This window comes from Apibacter adventoris (assembly GCF_002964975.1).
Lineage (GTDB): Bacteria > Bacteroidota > Bacteroidia > Flavobacteriales > Weeksellaceae > Apibacter > Apibacter adventoris.
In genome coordinates, this window is record NZ_PSZM01000026.1 from 21,276 (window position 1) to 37,583 (window position 16,308).

Below are 16,308 nucleotides of genomic sequence, written 5' to 3' on the forward strand. Positions count from 1 at the left end.
TTTCAAATTTTAATATCAATTATATGAAAAAAATTATTTTTATTTTTATTTCTTGTTCTATTTCTCTAATTAATTTTGGTCAAAGTACTAAAGAACAAGATCAAAAATCTATTAAATCTATGGCGGGATGTTATGAAGTAACATTTAATTATGCCGAAACCTTTTCACCAGATAAAAATTATAAATTCCATGACAGAGAAAAAACTCATGCATTAGAACTTGCAAAAATAATTGAAGATACAGGAGATAAAATTTCAATTCAACATCTTTTAATTGTAGGTTCTAAAGATAGTGCAATGATTGTTAAACATTGGAGACAAGATTGGATTTATCAGAATACTGATTTATACACTTTTGATAAGGGTACAAAATGGAAATATAAATCTCTGCCTAAAAGTGAGGTCTTAGGTCAATGGACGCAAAAGGTTTATCAGGTTGATGACAGTCCCCGTTATCAAGGGAGTTCTACATGGATTCATGTAGATAATAAAAATTATTGGGAAAATAATGCAGATGCACCGCTTCCTCGTAGGGAATATACTCAAAGAGATGATTATAATGTGTTGAATAGAACAAACCGTCAAGAAATTACTGATTATGGTTGGATTCATATTCAAGACAATAGAAAAATATTACGCAAAAAAAAGTCTAAAGACATTCTAATAGCTCAGGAAAGAGGAGAAAATGTATATAAAAAGGTTAATCCTGAAAGATGTCTGGCTGCAGAGCAGTGGTGGTCACAAAATTCTTCAATATGGGATAAGGTAAGAAATTCTTGGGATAAGGTTTATAAACGTAATAAAGACCTTATTATGAAAAAACAAAAAAATGATATAGAATTGTTTGAAATATTATCGAAGTATAACACTGATGTATCACAAAAGGAAATCGATAAAGAAATCAACAAATTTGTAGAAAAATAACTTTTTATTTTAATTCCTAATAAATTCAGAAATAAATTTTATATATCTGAATTTATTAGGATATTTCAATTTCAACCGTTAATATTTTTTTTATAAGCAATTAAGGTGTTTTTTAACAGCATGGCTCTCGTCATAGGTCCTACTCCACCAGGAACTGGTGTTATCCAAGAGGCTTTTTCAGAAACATCATTATAGTCAACATCTCCCGCTAAATAAAAACCTCGTTCTTTTGTTGAGTCATCAATACGTGTAATTCCCACATCAATAATTACAGCTCCTTTTTTTATCATAGAACCTTTTAAAAAATTAGGAACCCCTAATGCTGTTATTACAATATCTGCGTTTTTAGTAAAATCTTGTAAGTTTTGTGTTTTTGAATGGGTAAGAGTTACAGTAGCGTCTCCCGGGTATCCTTTTCTACTCATTAATATGCTCATTGGCCTCCCTACAATTCTGCTTCTTCCTATTACTACAACATTTTTACCCTGAGTAGGTACATTATATCTTTTCAGCATCGTCATAATTCCATACGGAGTAGCCGGTAAAAAACTTTCCATTTCTAAAGCCATTTTTCCGAAATTCTGGGGATGAAAACCATCTACATCTTTTTCGGGATCTATTGCCATAATTATTTTTTCTTGATCTATATGATCTGGTAAAGGTAATTGTACTATAAATCCATCTAAATCTTTATCCTCATTCAGTTTTTTTATTTCTTGCAATAACTCATTTTCGTTTATATTACCCGGAAGTTTTACTAAAGAAGAACGAAAACCTACGGCATGGCAATCTTTTATTTTATTATCGACATAAGTAACACTTGCTCCGTTGTTTCCTACTAATACAGCAGATAAATGAGGTGGACGAAAACTTTTATTTACATATTGTGCTACCTCTTCTTTAATTTCTTGTTTAATTTGTTTGGATAGTTTTAGACCATCTAAAATATTAGCCATAATATAGTTTATTAGTTTACACAAATATAAAAAAGTTCATAATAATCAATTTTTTAATCTTGCAATTACTTTTATTCCTCCATCTTTTATAACCTCTCCTACGTTTACCAATATTTCTGTACCAAGAGGTAAAAACACATCCATTCGAGATCCAAATTTTATAAAACCAAATTCTTTTCCTGCTTCAGCTTTATCTTGTAATTCTGAATACATAACTATTCTACGAGCCATAGCTCCGGCTATTTGTCGAAATAAAATTTGTTTTTTATTAGGATTTTCTACCACTACTGTAGTACGTTCATTTAATTCAGAAGATTTTTCATGCCAAGCTACTAAAAATTTTCCGGGATGATATTTTTTAAAAATTACTTTTCCTGTTACCGGATACCTGCATACGTGTACATTTAAAGGCGACATAAAAATGGAAATTTGTATACAATTTGTTTTTAAATATTCCTTTTCATATACTTCTTTTACTATAACTACTTTTCCATCTACAGGAGCAATGATTTCTTCAGGTTTAGCTTCATATTCTCTTATTGGATTTCTAAAAAACCAAACGATCATGGCTTCTAATATCACTAACGGTACAATCATTATCCATGACCAACAACGAAATAAATAAAACAGGATTATACTTAAAAGTAAAATTCCTATGATACTAACAAGAATGATTTTCTTACCTTCCTTATGGATTCTCATAATACTGAATTAATTAAATAATATAAAAATATAACAGGAATACAGAAAATAAAACTATCTAACCTGTCTAATATTCCACCATGTCCGGGCATCAGATTACCTGAATCTTTTACCTTAAAAAATCTTTTTAATTTAGATTCTGCCAAGTCTCCTATAGGAGCAGATAACGCTATTAAAATACTTATAATAATCCAGTTACCCCGTAATTGCGAATAGTTGATTTCAATTATTATACCTGTTATAATGGTAAATATGATACTCCCCAGTAAACCTTCTATAGATTTGTTTGGGGAAATTTTAGGAGCAAGCTTCCTTTTTCCAAATTTTCTCCCTACTAAATAAGCAAAAGAGTCACTAATCCAGATAAGTAAAAATATAAAAAATATTTCTGAGGTCAACGGATTATTACTATTAGGAATAGCTAAAGTTAAACTAAAAGGAATACCCAAATAAATAGCTGTAAATATTAGTTTACCACTATCTGTAACAAGTTCTTCAGTAAACCGAAATAAAGTTATAATAGATAGAGCAAATAATATTAAAAGCATTATATATTTCCAATAATATAATGTGAAATTTAAACTATTAACAAAATAGTCTTTAGAAAAGTTATAATAGATGAATCCGGCGAGAATAAAAGTTAATATTTTAAATAAAATATTTTTATAATTAAGAATTTTAACAGCTTCTATCATACAGCCTATAAAAAATAGAGAAATTAATATGTAAAATGGATAGGAAGATTGTATTTTTATATTAAAATAAATATACGCTACATCTGTAAGGAAATTTGTAGTACATAAAAATACCAACAATACGTAGACTATTCCTGATAGAGAACGAGTTATCATTGTTTTTTTTATTAATTATCTGAAATTAAAGGCATTCTTCTACTAAAAGTAAATATAATTTTTTTGCTGTTGATATATCACTAAAACCTTGTACCTGATTACCATATATAGAGGTTATATTAGAAGGAATACTATTTTTTTTATTATATCTTATTTTAGCTAATCCGGCACTGGAAGAACTTATAATTTGATTAGGATTAGCCCAAACTATTATTTTATTTGGAAGATCCGATTTCTTTAAATGACGTGTTTGATCAGAAGATATCATTATAGATCCATCTAAAGCTACCAAATATTCACAACTAATTAGAGCTATATCTTGTTTTTGATTACTTTGGGTAGTATAATTACAATCTAAAACATTAACTAAAGATATAAGTTCATGTTCTACACATAAAACTTCACTTATATCTTCATTTATAAGAATTTCCTGTAAATGTTGTAAGGCTTCATTTTTATTATCACAATAAAAAAACATTCCTCCTCCTGCTTTAAATCTCTTTGTAAATAATACGTCTTCTTCCAATTTATCATCGTTCCAATCAAAAGCTTCTGATTCTTTCCCTTTCTTCTTACCAAATATTTTATCAAGAAATCCCATTCAAATTTTTGTTAAATTTCTGATTATTTTCTTATTCAAATATATAAAAAAAACACATATTATGAATAATCTATAATAATAAGAACTTTTTAAATATTCTTTTGTTTCATTTTGCTTATTCTGTCTTAGTTTCTTCTTCTGAATGATTTATTTCTTCTTTTTCTTCTTCTTTTATTTCTTCTGAAAAATCGGTATCATCAAATTTTCTCTTTCCAAAAACCTCTTCTAAATCTTCTTTAAAAATTACTTCTTTTTCTAATAATTTATTAGCTAGTTGGGTTAATTTATCTTTATTATCAGTTAATATCTGGATAGCTCTTTTATATTGATTTTCAATAATTTTAGAAATTTCTTTATCTATGGTTTCTGCTGTAACTTCTGAGTATGGCTTCGTAAATCCGTATTCATTGCCAGAGCTATCATAATAAGATATATTACCAATTTGTTCGCTTAATCCATAGATAGTAACCATAGCATTAGCTTGTTTCGTTACTCTTTCTAAATCTGATAATGCTCCTGTAGATATGTTTCCAAATATTACCTCTTCTGCAGCTCTCCCTCCCAATGTTGCACATATTTCATCTAACATCTGTTCTGTTGTAGTTAACTGTCTTTCTTCAGGTAAATACCATGCAGCACCTAAAGATCGTCCTCTAGGTACAATAGTTACTTTTAGAAGAGGAGCTGCATGTTCTACCATCCAGCTAATAGTTGCATGTCCCGATTCATGAAAAGCAACTCTTTTCTTTTCATGGGGTTTTATAACTTTATTTTTCTTTTCTAATCCTCCTATTATTCTATCTACTGAATCTAAAAAATCTTGTTTACCAACAGATTCTCTTCCTTTTCTGGCAGCAATAAGAGCAGCTTCATTACAAACATTAGCAATATCTGCACCACTAAATCCGGGAGTTTGCCTCGCTAAAAAATCTATATCTAAATCCTGATCTAATTTTAAAGGTTTCAAATGAACCTTAAATATTTCTTTTCTTTCATTAAGGTCTGGTAAATCTACATAAATAGATCTGTCAAAACGTCCCGGACGCATTAATGCTTGATCTAAGACATCTGCTCTATTGGTTGCTGCTAAAACGATTACACTGGTATCTGTCGCAAAACCATCCATTTCTGTTAATAACTGGTTCAAGGTATTTTCCCTTTCATCATTAGACCCAGTAATATTATTTTTTCCCCTTGCTCTTCCTATAGCATCTATTTCGTCAATAAAAATAATTGCAGGTGATTTTTCTTTAGCTTGTCGGAAAAGATCTCTAACCCTAGAAGCTCCTACCCCTACAAACATTTCAACAAAATCTGACCCGGAAAGAGAGAAAAAAGGTACTTTAGCCTCTCCCGCTACCGCTTTGGCTAATAAAGTTTTCCCAGTCCCCGGAGGACCTACTAATAAAGCTCCTTTAGGTATTTTCCCTCCTAATTTTGTATATTTTTTAGGATTTTTTAGAAAATCTACAATTTCTTCAACTTCTTCTTTTGCTCCTTCCAGTCCTGCAACATCTTTAAATGTTACTCTCATGTTATCATTTTCATCAAATAATTTAGCTTTCGAACGTCCAATGCTAAAAATTTGACCTCCGCCACCACCTGTACCTCCGGCCATTCTTCTAAATAAGAAATACCAAATGAGAGCAAAAAATAATATAGGTAATAATAATTGTATGAAAATTCCTCCCCATGGGCTAGGATTTTCAAATTCCAAATTAGTTTCTAAATTATATTTTATTTTATCCTCATTAAACCTTTTTTCAAATAATTGTTTATCTCCGGCAATAAAAGTAAATTGGGGAGAATCTGAAATTTGATTAAACGGAATTAATCCTTGGTCATTATTGTATACTTTAGAGTCCTTCTTAGCTTCAGGGGTAAGATATACTTTTACTTCTGAGGATTCATTAACAAAAATTACTTTTTTAATATATTTTTGTTCAAGTAATGAAAAGAATTTTGCTGAATCTATTTTTGTTTCCTGACCTGAATTTAAAAACTGTTGAGATAATAATAACACTACAAAAATGATTAAAATCCCATAAAACCAGTTAAATGAAAACGGCTTTTTACTTTTCTTTTTTTTATTATTTGGTTCCAAAATTGAATCTTATTTTAATTTAGTTTTAAATTGAATTTTTTATCATCACTATCTTCGCTAGCTATCTTAGTTATTGGTACATCACCCCATAAATTTTCTAAATCGTAATATTCTCTATATTCTTGTTGAAAAATATGTAAAACTACAGAAATATAATCCATCAATACCCATTGCTCATTATCAGTACCTTCTATGTGCCATGGTTTTTCTTTAATATGCTTTCTCACATATCTTTCTACTGAATTGGATATTGCTGAAACTTGTGTATTGGAATTTCCCGTACAAATGATAAAATAATCGGTAATTGTATTTTCTAACTTTGTAAAGTCTAATATTGTTATATCATACCCTTTAACTTCTTCTATTCCTTTAATTATATATTCTAATAATGTATTGTTGTCTATCTTAGTTTCTGTCATCTAATTTTAATGTAATATAATAAACCCTAATTTGGTTTGGTTATGCAAAAATAATCATTTTAGAATTTCTTTTGATTTAAATTTAATAAATTTAACACGTTATTTAGTAGTCAAAACCTATGCCATTAAAATTTTTTGAAAAAATCGATTCTACTAATGAATATGTTAAGGAAAATTTACTTTATTTTAAAGAAAATTTTTCCGGGGTTTATACTTTTAACCAGTTACAGGGAAAAGGACAAAGAGGAAATTCCTGGTTATGCGAACCCAAAAAAAATATAGCCCTGACATTTTGTCTTGCTAATTCTTCGATTTCTCCTCTTTCTGTGAGTTTTTGGGTGGCTATTGTTGTAAGAAATTTTATTGAAAAAATTACTCATCTTTCTACATCTATTAAATGGCCCAATGACATACTAATAAAAAGAAAAAAAATTTGTGGTATTTTAATTGAAAAATCTAAAGGTACTTTCATTATAGGAATCGGTATTAACGTATTGCAAACAGATTTTTCGGATTTGGACTTATTAAGAGCATCTTCCCTTACTCTTCTTACATCTAAAAGTTACTCTCTCTCAAGCCTGGTAAATCATTTATTAATTAACTTTAAAGAAAATTACTCTTTATTAGATCATAGCGAATATCTTTATAAAACTTATAATAATTATCTATTTGGTAAAAATTTAATCATGTCTTTTAAAATTAAAAATTCTATAGTTAAAGGTAGGATTAAAGGTGTGGATGAAGATGGGCTTTTACTACTGGAACTTGAAAACAAATTAATTGAAAAATTTAAAATAAAAGAAATTGAATTTCTATACGAATAATTTAACTTTTTATTCTATGTTAAGTTTTTGTGAATAAATTATAATTCGATTTGCTTTTTATAAATTATTTTTTTATGTATTTTTACATATATTTTAAAATAGAAGCTTAATAACGTGGAAGAATTTTTTGATAATGAATTAGTCAATCGGTTTGAAGAAATGATGGAAAAAAATGAATCTGGATATTTTGATTCTGATGAATTTTGTGAGATTATTTCATTTTATCTGGATATTTATGATTATGAATATGCCCTCAAAGCGTTGAATGTTGCTTTTGATCAATACCCTTCAAATATAGATATTAAAATTAAACAACTGGAGTATTTCGTAGGAATTGAAGATCTTCATAAAGCCTACAATTTAATTGAATATTTGAAGGATTTATGTTATACAGATACAGATTATATCATTGCTACGGCTAAATACTGGTCTTTAAGAAAATTTCCTCATAAAGCAATCGATTTTTATACACAAGCTTTACAGAATGAAGAAGACGAAGATTATATTTATAATTGTTTAGGAAACGAATTTTTAGAAATTAATGAGCCTTCTTTAGCTTTGAATGCTTATAAAAAAGCCCTGGAATATAATATTAATGATGAATTTTCTTTATTTTCCTGTATACATTGTTTTGAAATCTTACATCAAAATTCAGAATGTATTAATTTTTTAAAAAAATTCATTGATATTAACCCTTATTCTGAAGAAAGTTGGTTTCAATTAGGTTTACAATATTTAAATCTTAACCAATATAAAAATGCATTACATGCTTTTGATTATGTTATTATAATTAATCCTAAAAGCATTGCCGGATATACCCAAAAAGCCTTTTGTTACGAAAAATTAGATAATTGGGAAAAAGCTATAGAAATTTATGAGGAATCTTTAGGTTTTGATGATACAGCAGCTTTTACTCTTTTTAAAATAGGACAAGCATATATTAAACTGAATAAGCCCATATTAGCATTAAAATCATTTCAAAAATCCGTAAAAGAGGACCCTCAATTTGATAAAGCCTGGTTTGAAATTTCCAACATTCATGACACATTGGGAAATAATGAAGAAGCCCTACACTATATAAACAAAGCATTAGATATTGAAACTAAAAATGTGAGTTACTGGAAAAAATATGCTTACATAAATATCCAATTGGGAAAATTTGAAGAAGCATCCGAATCTTTTGAAATTATATTAGATTTAGAGCCCGATCATATGTATAACTGGTTAGGATATTCCGAAATACTGATCAGTTTAGGAGACTATTCTAAAGCTGCCAATATATTGCATAAAAGCTTTAAAAATTTTAACCGCGCAGAATTATTTTTTCAATTAAGCAATTGTTATTACTTATTAAAGAATGAGAAAAAGAGTGATTTATATTTAAAGATGGCATTAAAATTGAATCCCAAAATAAAAGAGCTGATGAAAGAAAAATATTGTATTTTTCCAAAAAACAGTACAAAACAAATCAATCCTGATATTAACTTAAATATATAATATAAAAAATAACGTATGAACATAGTAGCCCATCAATTACTATCGTATAACATTACAGATATACAAGTAGGTAATGTTTTGGGCGAAGTGGTACGAGGAAAAGATTATCAAAATTACCCTCAATCTATAGCGGCAGGAATTTTATTGCACCGAAATATTGATACTTATACCGATTTTCATCCTATTGTAAAGCAAACTACAAGTATTTTTCATAATTCTTATGGAAAATTTGCCCCTATAATTACAGATGTTATTTATGATTATTTTTTAATTAAGAACTGGCATTTGTTTTGTGAAGATGAATTTGAATATTTTAAGCAGAAATGTTATGAATTGGTTCAGAGTAAAGAATTATTATTTCCTCAAAGGCTAAATGGATTTCTTTCTTCTATGATCAAGGATGACTGGTTCGAAAAATATAAAACTTTTGAAGGTATAGAATGGACGCTCTACAATTTAAGTAAAAAGTCTAAGTTTCATTCTAACATGAGTAACTCCCTAAAAGAGATATATTTAAAAGAAAAAAATATCGAAAAACAATTTTTACAATTCTATCCTCAATTGCAGAAATTTTGTAAAAATTTTATTGTTAAACAACTTCCTCAGTATGAGGAAATGTTTAAAGAAAACAGCTTTTTACATTAAATAATTTCCAAATGAAATACCTTATTTTATTTGATGGAATTTGTAATTTATGTAATTCTACTGTAAAGTTTGTAATTAAACATGACCAAAAAGAAAAATTTAAATTTGCATCTTTACAATCAGAATTCGGGATTAATTTTTTAAAGGAAAGAAACCTATCTAAAGATCATTGGAATTCTATTATTCTTTATGAACCCAATAAAGCTTATTATATAAAAAGTACTGCTGCTTTAAAGATTGCCTTGCAAATGGGGTTTCCTTATAATCTTTTGTATATTTTTATAATATTGCCTGCATGCTTACGAAACATAGTATATGATTATATAGCTAAAAACCGATACAAATGGTTTGGTAAAAAAGATCAATGTATGGTACCTACTCCCGAATTAAAAAAACGTTTTATAGTTTAAGGAACAGAAATATTATTATTCTAAGAAAGACTAATTAAAAGATAAAATGCCTGGTTTTTATTTTCAAAAATTTATTTAATTTTTTTTATTTTCTGTCCGCTTCTGTACTTTCCTATATTTAATCTACTTATTGGTTTTATCGATGTCAAAATAGAGTTGATACAATAATTTTTTTCCTCAACCATCCATTTCCATTGTCTTCAACGTTCCTAAACTTTTCAGCTTAGGTTTATGATAAATTACCTATCCCGAAACCTTATAAATAACCATTTCGACAAAATATATTTATGTTTAATTATCATAACAAAAACACACATTTATAATAAAATAAACAAAAATACATGATTTAAAACCGTATTATATTAAAATAATTTATATTTTTGTACATATATAAATAATAATAATTTTTATTAAATACCTATCTAATGTCTGATTTTATTACTCCCGAAGACGAACAATACCGTATTCCCGGAACTGACTCCTACCTTATTCCTCCTGATATTATAAAAAAACGCAAACAACTTTCTAACCAGGTAGTTTACGGAGCCAGTCGTGAAAAAGACTTGGATGGCTCTCACATTATTTATGCCACCGTGACCGTAGGTGGTGAAGAAATACTTAAACATAGCCACTTTTCCCTGTCTATTGATTCTAAAATCTCTCGGCACGACCGTTTCGAGATTCTCTGCCCCAGCGAAGAATTTGCAGAAACCTCTGCCTATCCGCTATCTAACAGCAAATATGTATTAGGAAAACGTTGCACTATACAATTTAAACAATTGGGTATTTCTACTTATCTCTTTACCGGAATCATAACCGAAATAGAAAACCGCCGCATAGACGGCTATTCCCATATAGTGCTTATAGGCTTTTCCCCTACTATATTGTTGGATAACGGGGAGAACTGCTGCAGTTTTGAAAACCTGAACCTTTCCGAAATTATGAGCCGGATATTGGCCGGCTACCCCACAGACCGTGTGCAGGGAGATTTGCGCCCCCATGCAAAAGATAAACTCCCCTATATAGTACAATACAACCAGAGCGACTGGCAGTTTTTACGCAGTTTGTGTGCCCGATATGGTGAAAACCTCTTTTACAACGGAAAGCAAATCGTATTGGGCGGTTGGGGAGGAAAAACCGTAGAGCTTTTTGAAGAGCAGGATTTCTTTGAATACCGCCTGCAAATGAAGTTGGCTCCCCAAGCTTTCGAATATACCGCTTATGACTATAACCGAGCGGAAAACCTGAAAGTGCACAGCGAAGAAAACAGTTTGCAGTCAAGCAAAAATCCTTTTCAGCAATTTGCTCAGGAAACCTCAGAAAAAATCTTTACTACCAACCCCCAAAAACATTATGCCGGCAGCTTTTCCGAGGCAGATTACCAAGAGCTGAACCGGGCTGTAAAAAAGAAGCAATTGGAAAACAAAAACGTAGCAGTGGTAGAGATGAAAACCCAAAATCCTAATTTACGGCTGGGCGATATTATTAAGCTTCATGGTTGGATTGCTGGACATAAGATATTCAAAGATGGAAATGTGCCGTTGGAATCTTATAAAATCATTGAAATTTCCCACGAGTTTAAAGATGGAGAAGGCTATTATAACCGTTTAAAAGCTATTCCTAAAGACCTGGAAGTAGTTCCGGTAGAAGAAATTCCGCAGGCGGTATGCGAAACCCAGCCGGCAGTGGTTACCGATAACAAAGACCCGAAAGGAATGGGACGAATCCGGGTACGATTTGCCTGGCAGTCTGCCAACGAACAAAGTCCGTGGATTCGTCAGATGCAACCCCACGGAGGAGCCGGAAAAGGCTTTTACTTTATTCCCGAAATCGCAGAAGAGGTACTTATTGGCTTTGAAGATCATAATCCCGAAAGGCCCTATGTATTGGGAACCCGCTACAACGGAAAGGAAATCAGCGGATTTTATACCCCCGACAATCGCTTTAAGGTAATTAAAACTCATAGTGGGCATTATCTGGAGTTTGAGGAATTTAAAAATATTACCCTGGCAGATACTAAGGGAAACAAGTTCCATATAGACAGCCAGGGAGACTGCCTGAATATTGAGGCTCTGAAAGACATTACCCTGAATGCCGGCAGAAATATTAACATAAATGCCCAACGAGACATAAATATTGTGGCCGGACAGGATATGAACACAAATGTAGGAGGAAACAGCTTACTGAGAACGGGAATGAACTACCTATTAAAAATCTTTGGTATGATGAAGGAGGAAGTGAGCGGAGATATTGAATCTTATACTGAAAATAAAAGAAAAATTATCAGCAAAGACCGAATAGATACCTATTGCGATGAGGAAATCAAACATAACTCCCAAAGTGTTTTAAAAAATAACAGCAATGAAAAAAACCAATTATTTTAACCCAATTGTAGCTCTACAGCCATGAGAATACGACTATCGGGAGGAAAAATTACCGAATATACCAAGGGTAACTATCATGTATATGCTAAGGGAGATATAACCTTTACTGCTAAAAAAGTGATACAGGAAGCCCCGGAAATTATATTCGGAAAGGCCGACCCCCATCCTGAACAGGAAGAAACGACAGGCACTACCCTTGTAGAACTTCGCCCGTTAGTGAATCTGGAAAGCACCACTGCCTCCAAAGTAAAAATAGCCGGAAAAGAATATGAGGTTTACAATGGGCAATTCGGCTTTGACTGGTACCAGCAGCATGAAGTAATTCCCTGGGTATCTCATACTCCCGTGCAGATAGAAAGCCTGCTGCAAAATGGCATAAAAAGCATAGATGCTCAAGGAAATACCACGCCCTACTCTGGGCAGGAAGAAGCATTGCAAGCCTACCGTAATACCTATAAGCAACTGGGGCTGGGCCGCAAATATAAAACAGAAAAATACTATATCCCTTATCTGGCTCTGTTTGATGAAGAAACCAGCCGAAAACAGGACGAAAAAATGAAAGGAAAAGATGGTTATGTCTCTCCTCCATTTCGTGCGGCTTTTAACCTGTATATAGACGTGGCAGGCAAAAAACCCGAGAAAATACTGGTAAGCAAAAACCCTTATTTTGATACTAACTGGAAAGAGCATAACGAAAGGTATAACTCCGTAGATTTTTCCTCTTTGGCTTTTACTCCTTATTACGAAGGATTGGTTTCTAATGTAGTACTGGAACTTAGCTGCAAAAAAAGCTTTTCCGAGCCCCAGAAAATCAGCCTTTGGGCACTCTATGCAGGAAACCCCGTTCCGCAACTGGCAGGAAGGGTTATTGCCCTACCCAACAACGAAGCCTATATACAAAGGCAAAAAATTGTATTGGTAGATACGATAATGAACATTTTAAATGATGATAAAGAACAAATAGGTGAATTCCAGCCTTCAAATATCCGGTATCTGTATTATCTGCACCAGTTTCTCCTTCTTCCCGAATGGGAGCAATTCAATGGTGATAAAACTTTGAACCTGACCCATAACCCCGATTTTAAAACCGGAGGCTATTGTATAGATGATAATACAGTAGATAAAGAAATCCGTAAAGAAGATGGCGGGGTGCACGAGCGCTTATATCGGGCATTAGCCGAAGCTAAAGAAGAAAACGGAAAACCCAAATACAGCCTGTACCCGGAAGGAGAAGCGGTTTATTTCTTTGCCCTGGGGTTAAACTGCAACGGAAAGCAAACTAAAGGTTCTACCCACCCTAAACACAAATGGGTGCTGATGTTTAAAATACAGCTGGATTCTAATTTTCCTGCCAATACCCCAAGCCACGAATGCCTCCATGCCCTGGGGCTGGCACATACCTTTATCAATAAGAAAGACGGAATGTATGGAAGCCAAACCGGAAAAGCCGAAAGCCTATACCGGCTAAACCCTAATAAAAAGTTTGTATTTAAACCGAATACGACCCTCAACCTGATGGACTATTCTCCTACCCCGTACACCTCTTTTTACTGGCAGTGGAAAATAATTAATCCCGCTATTGAAATTTAAGATAAAAATAGTATATTTGATGTAGAAGTAAATAATAAAAAACCATGCGCCAATTATTTATTTATCCCTTATTCTTTCTTGGTTGCCTACTTACTTACGCACAAGATATTTCCTTAATTCCTACCGTAGACACCCTACAAAAACTCGATATTCAATGGTTTAAGGAGAACAGAAGCCAAAATAATGGAGTAGTTTATTTAGAAGACAGTACTAAGATAAAATTAATCCAACAAACCAATCAATTTAGGAAAGACATAAAGAAAAAAGATAGCCCATATGTTTTAACAATATTATATGATAAATCATCTGGAGAATACAGAGGGGGTGGTGTATTTTTTTATAATCTGAGAATTTCTCCCTGGAAAGTTTATGATGAAACAGGTAAATTAAAAATATATAAAAATGAAAATCAAGATTACCCTTTTACTTATACTCAGGTAATAGATAAAATAAAGAAAGAATATCATGTAGATCTGGAAAAAGAATTTGGTAAACGTCAGTTTATAGATTTGGTAAGAGGTTGGAATAAAGATGACCCTTATGATTATCCAAAATATATGGTTTCTTATAGTTTAGATAATATGGCTTTAAAAAATTATCTACCCGATCCACGAGTAAAAGAAGCTCCCGAATCTTATAACTATGGATATAATCCTCCTCAAAGATTTATTTTTATAAACGGACGTTCGGGGAAAATTGAATTAGATATTACTACTGATAAATATTATGCAGCTCAGGAATATTATAGAAATAAAATTCAACGAGAAAAAATAGCTGAAAATTCACCTTCTAAAGTTCCTAATTATTAAAATGTATTTACCTATATCCCGATTTTTCATTTATCCCCTATTCTTTCTTGGTTGCCTACTTACCTACGCACAAGATGTTTCCTTAATTCCTACTGTGGACACCCTACAAAGACTTGATATTTCATGGTTTGAGAAAAATGAGGATGTAAACGGAGGAATTATTTATTTAGAAGACAGTACAAAGGTAGAACTTATATGGCAAAATAATTCATATAGAAAAAATTTGCGAAAAAAAAATAGTCCTTATGTTTTAACGGTACTTTATGACAAAAAAAGCGGTAAATATATGGGGGGTGGACTTAATTTTTTTAATATACAAATTGGAAAATGGAAAGGTTTTCATGTTGATTTAAAAAAATGGGTTACATTTAATGATGATAGCCAAGATTACCCTTTTACTTATACTCAGGTAATAGATAAAATAAAGAAAGAGTATCATGTAGATCTGGAAAAAGAATTTGGTAAAAGGGAATATATCGATGTACGCAGAGGTTGGGATAAAAAAAATCCTTATGATTATCCTGCCTATGTAGTTGTTTATACTCTAACTCCCGAAGAACTCAAAAATTACCACCCGGACCCTCGCGTGGGAGGTTCTCTTCCTGTTAACAATTATTATTATAATACGCCCCGAAGATATATTTTTATTGATGGCAGAACAGGAAAAACCGAACTGGATATGGCTTCTGATGAATATTATGCGATTGCAGAATATTATAAAAATAAAATTCAACGTGAAAAAATAACCGAAAATTCACCTTCTAAAGTTCCTAACTACTAAAATGTATTTACCTATATCCCGATTTTTCATTTATTCCTTATTCTTTCTTGGTTGTCTGCTTACCTATGCACAAGATGTTTCTTTAATTCCCACTGTAGACACCCTACAAAAACTCGATATTCAATGGTTTAAGGAGAACAGAAGCCAAAATAATGGAGTAGTTTATTTAGAAGACAGTACTAAGATTAAATTAATATGGCAACCTGATTTTTATAGAGAAGATATAAGTAAAAAAAATAGTCCTTATAAATTAATGAAATTTTATGATAAAAAAATTGGTATTTATCAAGGGGGGGGTATATATTTTTATTCTTGTAGAATAGGTAATTGGAAAGATTATGATATAAATAATGAATTAATAAACAATCAAAACTATGACCAAGATTACCCTTTTACTTATACTCAGGTAATAGATAAAATAAAGAAAGAGTATCATATAGATCTGGAAAAAGAATTTGGTAAAAGGGAATATATCGATGTACGCAGAGGTTGGGATAAAAAAAATCCTTATGATTATCCTGCCTATGTAGTTGTTTATACTCTAACTCCCGAAGAACTCAAAAATTACCACCCGGACCCTCGCGTGGGAGGTTCTCTTCCTGTTAACAATTATTATTATAATACGCCCCGAAGATATATTTTTATTGATGGCAGAACAGGAAAAACCGAACTGGATATGGCTTCTGATGAATATTATGCGATTGCAGAATATTATAAAAATAAAATTCAACGTGAAAAAATAACCGAAAATTCACCTTCTAAAGTTCCTAACTACTAAAATGTATTTACCTATATCCCGATTTTTCATTTAT

16 protein-coding genes are annotated in these 16,308 nt (G+C 31.3%); 10 read left to right on the forward strand and 6 right to left on the reverse strand.

Features of this window, described 5'->3' with window-relative positions:
- Nucleotides 1-23 precede the first annotated feature (23 nt).
- The gene (locus tag C4S77_RS04115) at nucleotides 24-923 is read left to right on the forward strand and encodes a DUF6607 family protein (RefSeq protein WP_105246265.1); all 900 of its coding nucleotides are present in this window, start codon (nucleotides 24-26) and stop codon (nucleotides 921-923) included.
- Nucleotides 924-994: 71 nt separating this feature from the next.
- On the opposite strand, the gene folD is transcribed toward C4S77_RS04115, so the two are convergent.
- From folD to rsfS, 6 genes are all read right to left on the reverse strand, one after another.
- Complete coding sequence (gene folD, locus C4S77_RS04120; protein WP_105246267.1) at nucleotides 995-1,879, reverse strand: bifunctional methylenetetrahydrofolate dehydrogenase/methenyltetrahydrofolate cyclohydrolase FolD; 885 nt, start codon at nucleotides 1,877-1,879, stop codon at nucleotides 995-997.
- A 45-nt stretch (nucleotides 1,880-1,924) separates the two neighbouring features.
- Nucleotides 1,925-2,581 carry a phosphatidylserine decarboxylase family protein gene (locus C4S77_RS04125; protein WP_105246269.1) on the reverse strand — a complete coding sequence of 219 codons (657 nt, stop codon included), beginning with the start codon at nucleotides 2,579-2,581 and terminating at the stop codon, nucleotides 1,925-1,927.
- Nucleotides 2,578-3,432 carry a phosphatidate cytidylyltransferase gene (locus C4S77_RS04130; protein WP_105246271.1) on the reverse strand — a complete coding sequence of 285 codons (855 nt, stop codon included), beginning with the start codon at nucleotides 3,430-3,432 and terminating at the stop codon, nucleotides 2,578-2,580. Before C4S77_RS04130 ends, C4S77_RS04125 begins: the two co-directional genes overlap by 4 nt.
- A 25-nt stretch (nucleotides 3,433-3,457) precedes the next feature.
- Nucleotides 3,458-4,033, reverse strand: coding sequence for an LUD domain-containing protein (locus C4S77_RS04135; RefSeq protein WP_105193696.1), 576 nt, complete (start codon nucleotides 4,031-4,033; stop codon nucleotides 3,458-3,460).
- 115 nt (nucleotides 4,034-4,148) lie between these two features.
- Nucleotides 4,149-6,137 (reverse strand): ATP-dependent zinc metalloprotease FtsH, encoded by a 1,989-nt coding sequence (ftsH, locus tag C4S77_RS04140; protein ID WP_105246273.1) that lies wholly within the window; start codon nucleotides 6,135-6,137, stop codon nucleotides 4,149-4,151.
- Nucleotides 6,138-6,151: 14 nt separating this feature from the next.
- Complete coding sequence (gene rsfS, locus C4S77_RS04145) at nucleotides 6,152-6,556, reverse strand: ribosome silencing factor (RefSeq protein WP_105193698.1); 405 nt, start codon at nucleotides 6,554-6,556, stop codon at nucleotides 6,152-6,154.
- Nucleotides 6,557-6,675: 119 nt separating this feature from the next.
- Here rsfS and C4S77_RS04150 point away from each other — a divergent pair, with 119 nt between their 5' ends.
- The 9 genes from C4S77_RS04150 (at nucleotide 6,676) to C4S77_RS04190 (ending at nucleotide 16,274) form a co-directional block, all read left to right on the forward strand.
- Entirely contained in the window at nucleotides 6,676-7,380 is a 705-nt protein-coding gene (locus tag C4S77_RS04150) for a biotin--[acetyl-CoA-carboxylase] ligase (protein ID WP_105246275.1), read from the forward strand.
- 114 nt (nucleotides 7,381-7,494) lie between these two features.
- Nucleotides 7,495-8,877: a tetratricopeptide repeat protein gene (locus C4S77_RS04155; RefSeq protein ID WP_105246277.1), complete on the forward strand. Its 1,383-nt coding sequence runs from the start codon at nucleotides 7,495-7,497 to the stop codon at nucleotides 8,875-8,877.
- Between the two features lie 15 nt (nucleotides 8,878-8,892).
- A complete protein-coding gene (locus C4S77_RS04160) occupies nucleotides 8,893-9,522 on the forward strand; it encodes an acyl carrier protein phosphodiesterase (RefSeq protein ID WP_105193701.1) in 630 nt (209 codons plus the stop codon).
- Nucleotides 9,523-9,533: 11 nt separating this feature from the next.
- Complete coding sequence (locus C4S77_RS04165; RefSeq protein ID WP_105246279.1) at nucleotides 9,534-9,932, forward strand: thiol-disulfide oxidoreductase DCC family protein; 399 nt, start codon at nucleotides 9,534-9,536, stop codon at nucleotides 9,930-9,932.
- A gap of 425 nt (nucleotides 9,933-10,357) precedes the next feature.
- Nucleotides 10,358-12,316 carry a type VI secretion system Vgr family protein gene (locus C4S77_RS04170; RefSeq protein WP_105246281.1) on the forward strand — a complete coding sequence of 653 codons (1,959 nt, stop codon included), beginning with the start codon at nucleotides 10,358-10,360 and terminating at the stop codon, nucleotides 12,314-12,316.
- A gap of 21 nt (nucleotides 12,317-12,337) precedes the next feature.
- Entirely contained in the window at nucleotides 12,338-13,906 is a 1,569-nt protein-coding gene (locus C4S77_RS13340) for a hypothetical protein (RefSeq protein ID WP_260209413.1), read from the forward strand.
- Nucleotides 13,907-13,950: 44 nt separating this feature from the next.
- Nucleotides 13,951-14,715 (forward strand): hypothetical protein, encoded by a 765-nt coding sequence (locus C4S77_RS04180; protein ID WP_105246283.1) that lies wholly within the window; start codon nucleotides 13,951-13,953, stop codon nucleotides 14,713-14,715.
- A gap of 1 nt (nucleotide 14,716) precedes the next feature.
- Nucleotides 14,717-15,496 carry a hypothetical protein gene (locus C4S77_RS04185; protein WP_105246285.1) on the forward strand — a complete coding sequence of 260 codons (780 nt, stop codon included), beginning with the start codon at nucleotides 14,717-14,719 and terminating at the stop codon, nucleotides 15,494-15,496.
- Between the two features lies 1 nt (nucleotide 15,497).
- Entirely contained in the window at nucleotides 15,498-16,274 is a 777-nt protein-coding gene (locus C4S77_RS04190) for a hypothetical protein (protein WP_105246287.1), read from the forward strand.
- Nucleotides 16,275-16,308: the final 34 nt, after the last annotated feature.

Bases quoted from the DNA above. Each gene is read 5' to 3' on its own strand.
- C4S77_RS04125 (WP_105246269.1), bottom strand. From the start codon at position 2,581: ATGAGAATCCATAAGGAAGGTAAGAAAATCATTCTTGTTAGTATCATA.
- C4S77_RS04180 (WP_105246283.1), top strand. From the start codon at position 13,951: ATGCGCCAATTATTTATTTATCCCTTATTCTTTCTTGGTTGCCTACTT.
- C4S77_RS04115 (WP_105246265.1), top strand. From the start codon at position 24: ATGAAAAAAATTATTTTTATTTTTATTTCTTGTTCTATTTCTCTAATT.
- C4S77_RS04190 (WP_105246287.1), top strand. From the start codon at position 15,498: ATGTATTTACCTATATCCCGATTTTTCATTTATTCCTTATTCTTTCTT.
- C4S77_RS04130 (WP_105246271.1), bottom strand. From the start codon at position 3,432: ATGATAACTCGTTCTCTATCAGGAATAGTCTACGTATTGTTGGTATTT.
- C4S77_RS04150 (WP_105246275.1), top strand. From the start codon at position 6,676: ATGCCATTAAAATTTTTTGAAAAAATCGATTCTACTAATGAATATGTT.
- C4S77_RS13340 (WP_260209413.1), top strand. From the start codon at position 12,338: ATGAGAATACGACTATCGGGAGGAAAAATTACCGAATATACCAAGGGT.
- C4S77_RS04135 (WP_105193696.1), bottom strand. From the start codon at position 4,033: ATGGGATTTCTTGATAAAATATTTGGTAAGAAGAAAGGGAAAGAATCA.
- folD (WP_105246267.1), bottom strand. From the start codon at position 1,879: ATGGCTAATATTTTAGATGGTCTAAAACTATCCAAACAAATTAAACAA.
- C4S77_RS04170 (WP_105246281.1), top strand. From the start codon at position 10,358: ATGTCTGATTTTATTACTCCCGAAGACGAACAATACCGTATTCCCGGA.
- C4S77_RS04185 (WP_105246285.1), top strand. From the start codon at position 14,717: ATGTATTTACCTATATCCCGATTTTTCATTTATCCCCTATTCTTTCTT.
- C4S77_RS04165 (WP_105246279.1), top strand. From the start codon at position 9,534: ATGAAATACCTTATTTTATTTGATGGAATTTGTAATTTATGTAATTCT.
- rsfS (WP_105193698.1), bottom strand. From the start codon at position 6,556: ATGACAGAAACTAAGATAGACAACAATACATTATTAGAATATATAATT.
- C4S77_RS04160 (WP_105193701.1), top strand. From the start codon at position 8,893: ATGAACATAGTAGCCCATCAATTACTATCGTATAACATTACAGATATA.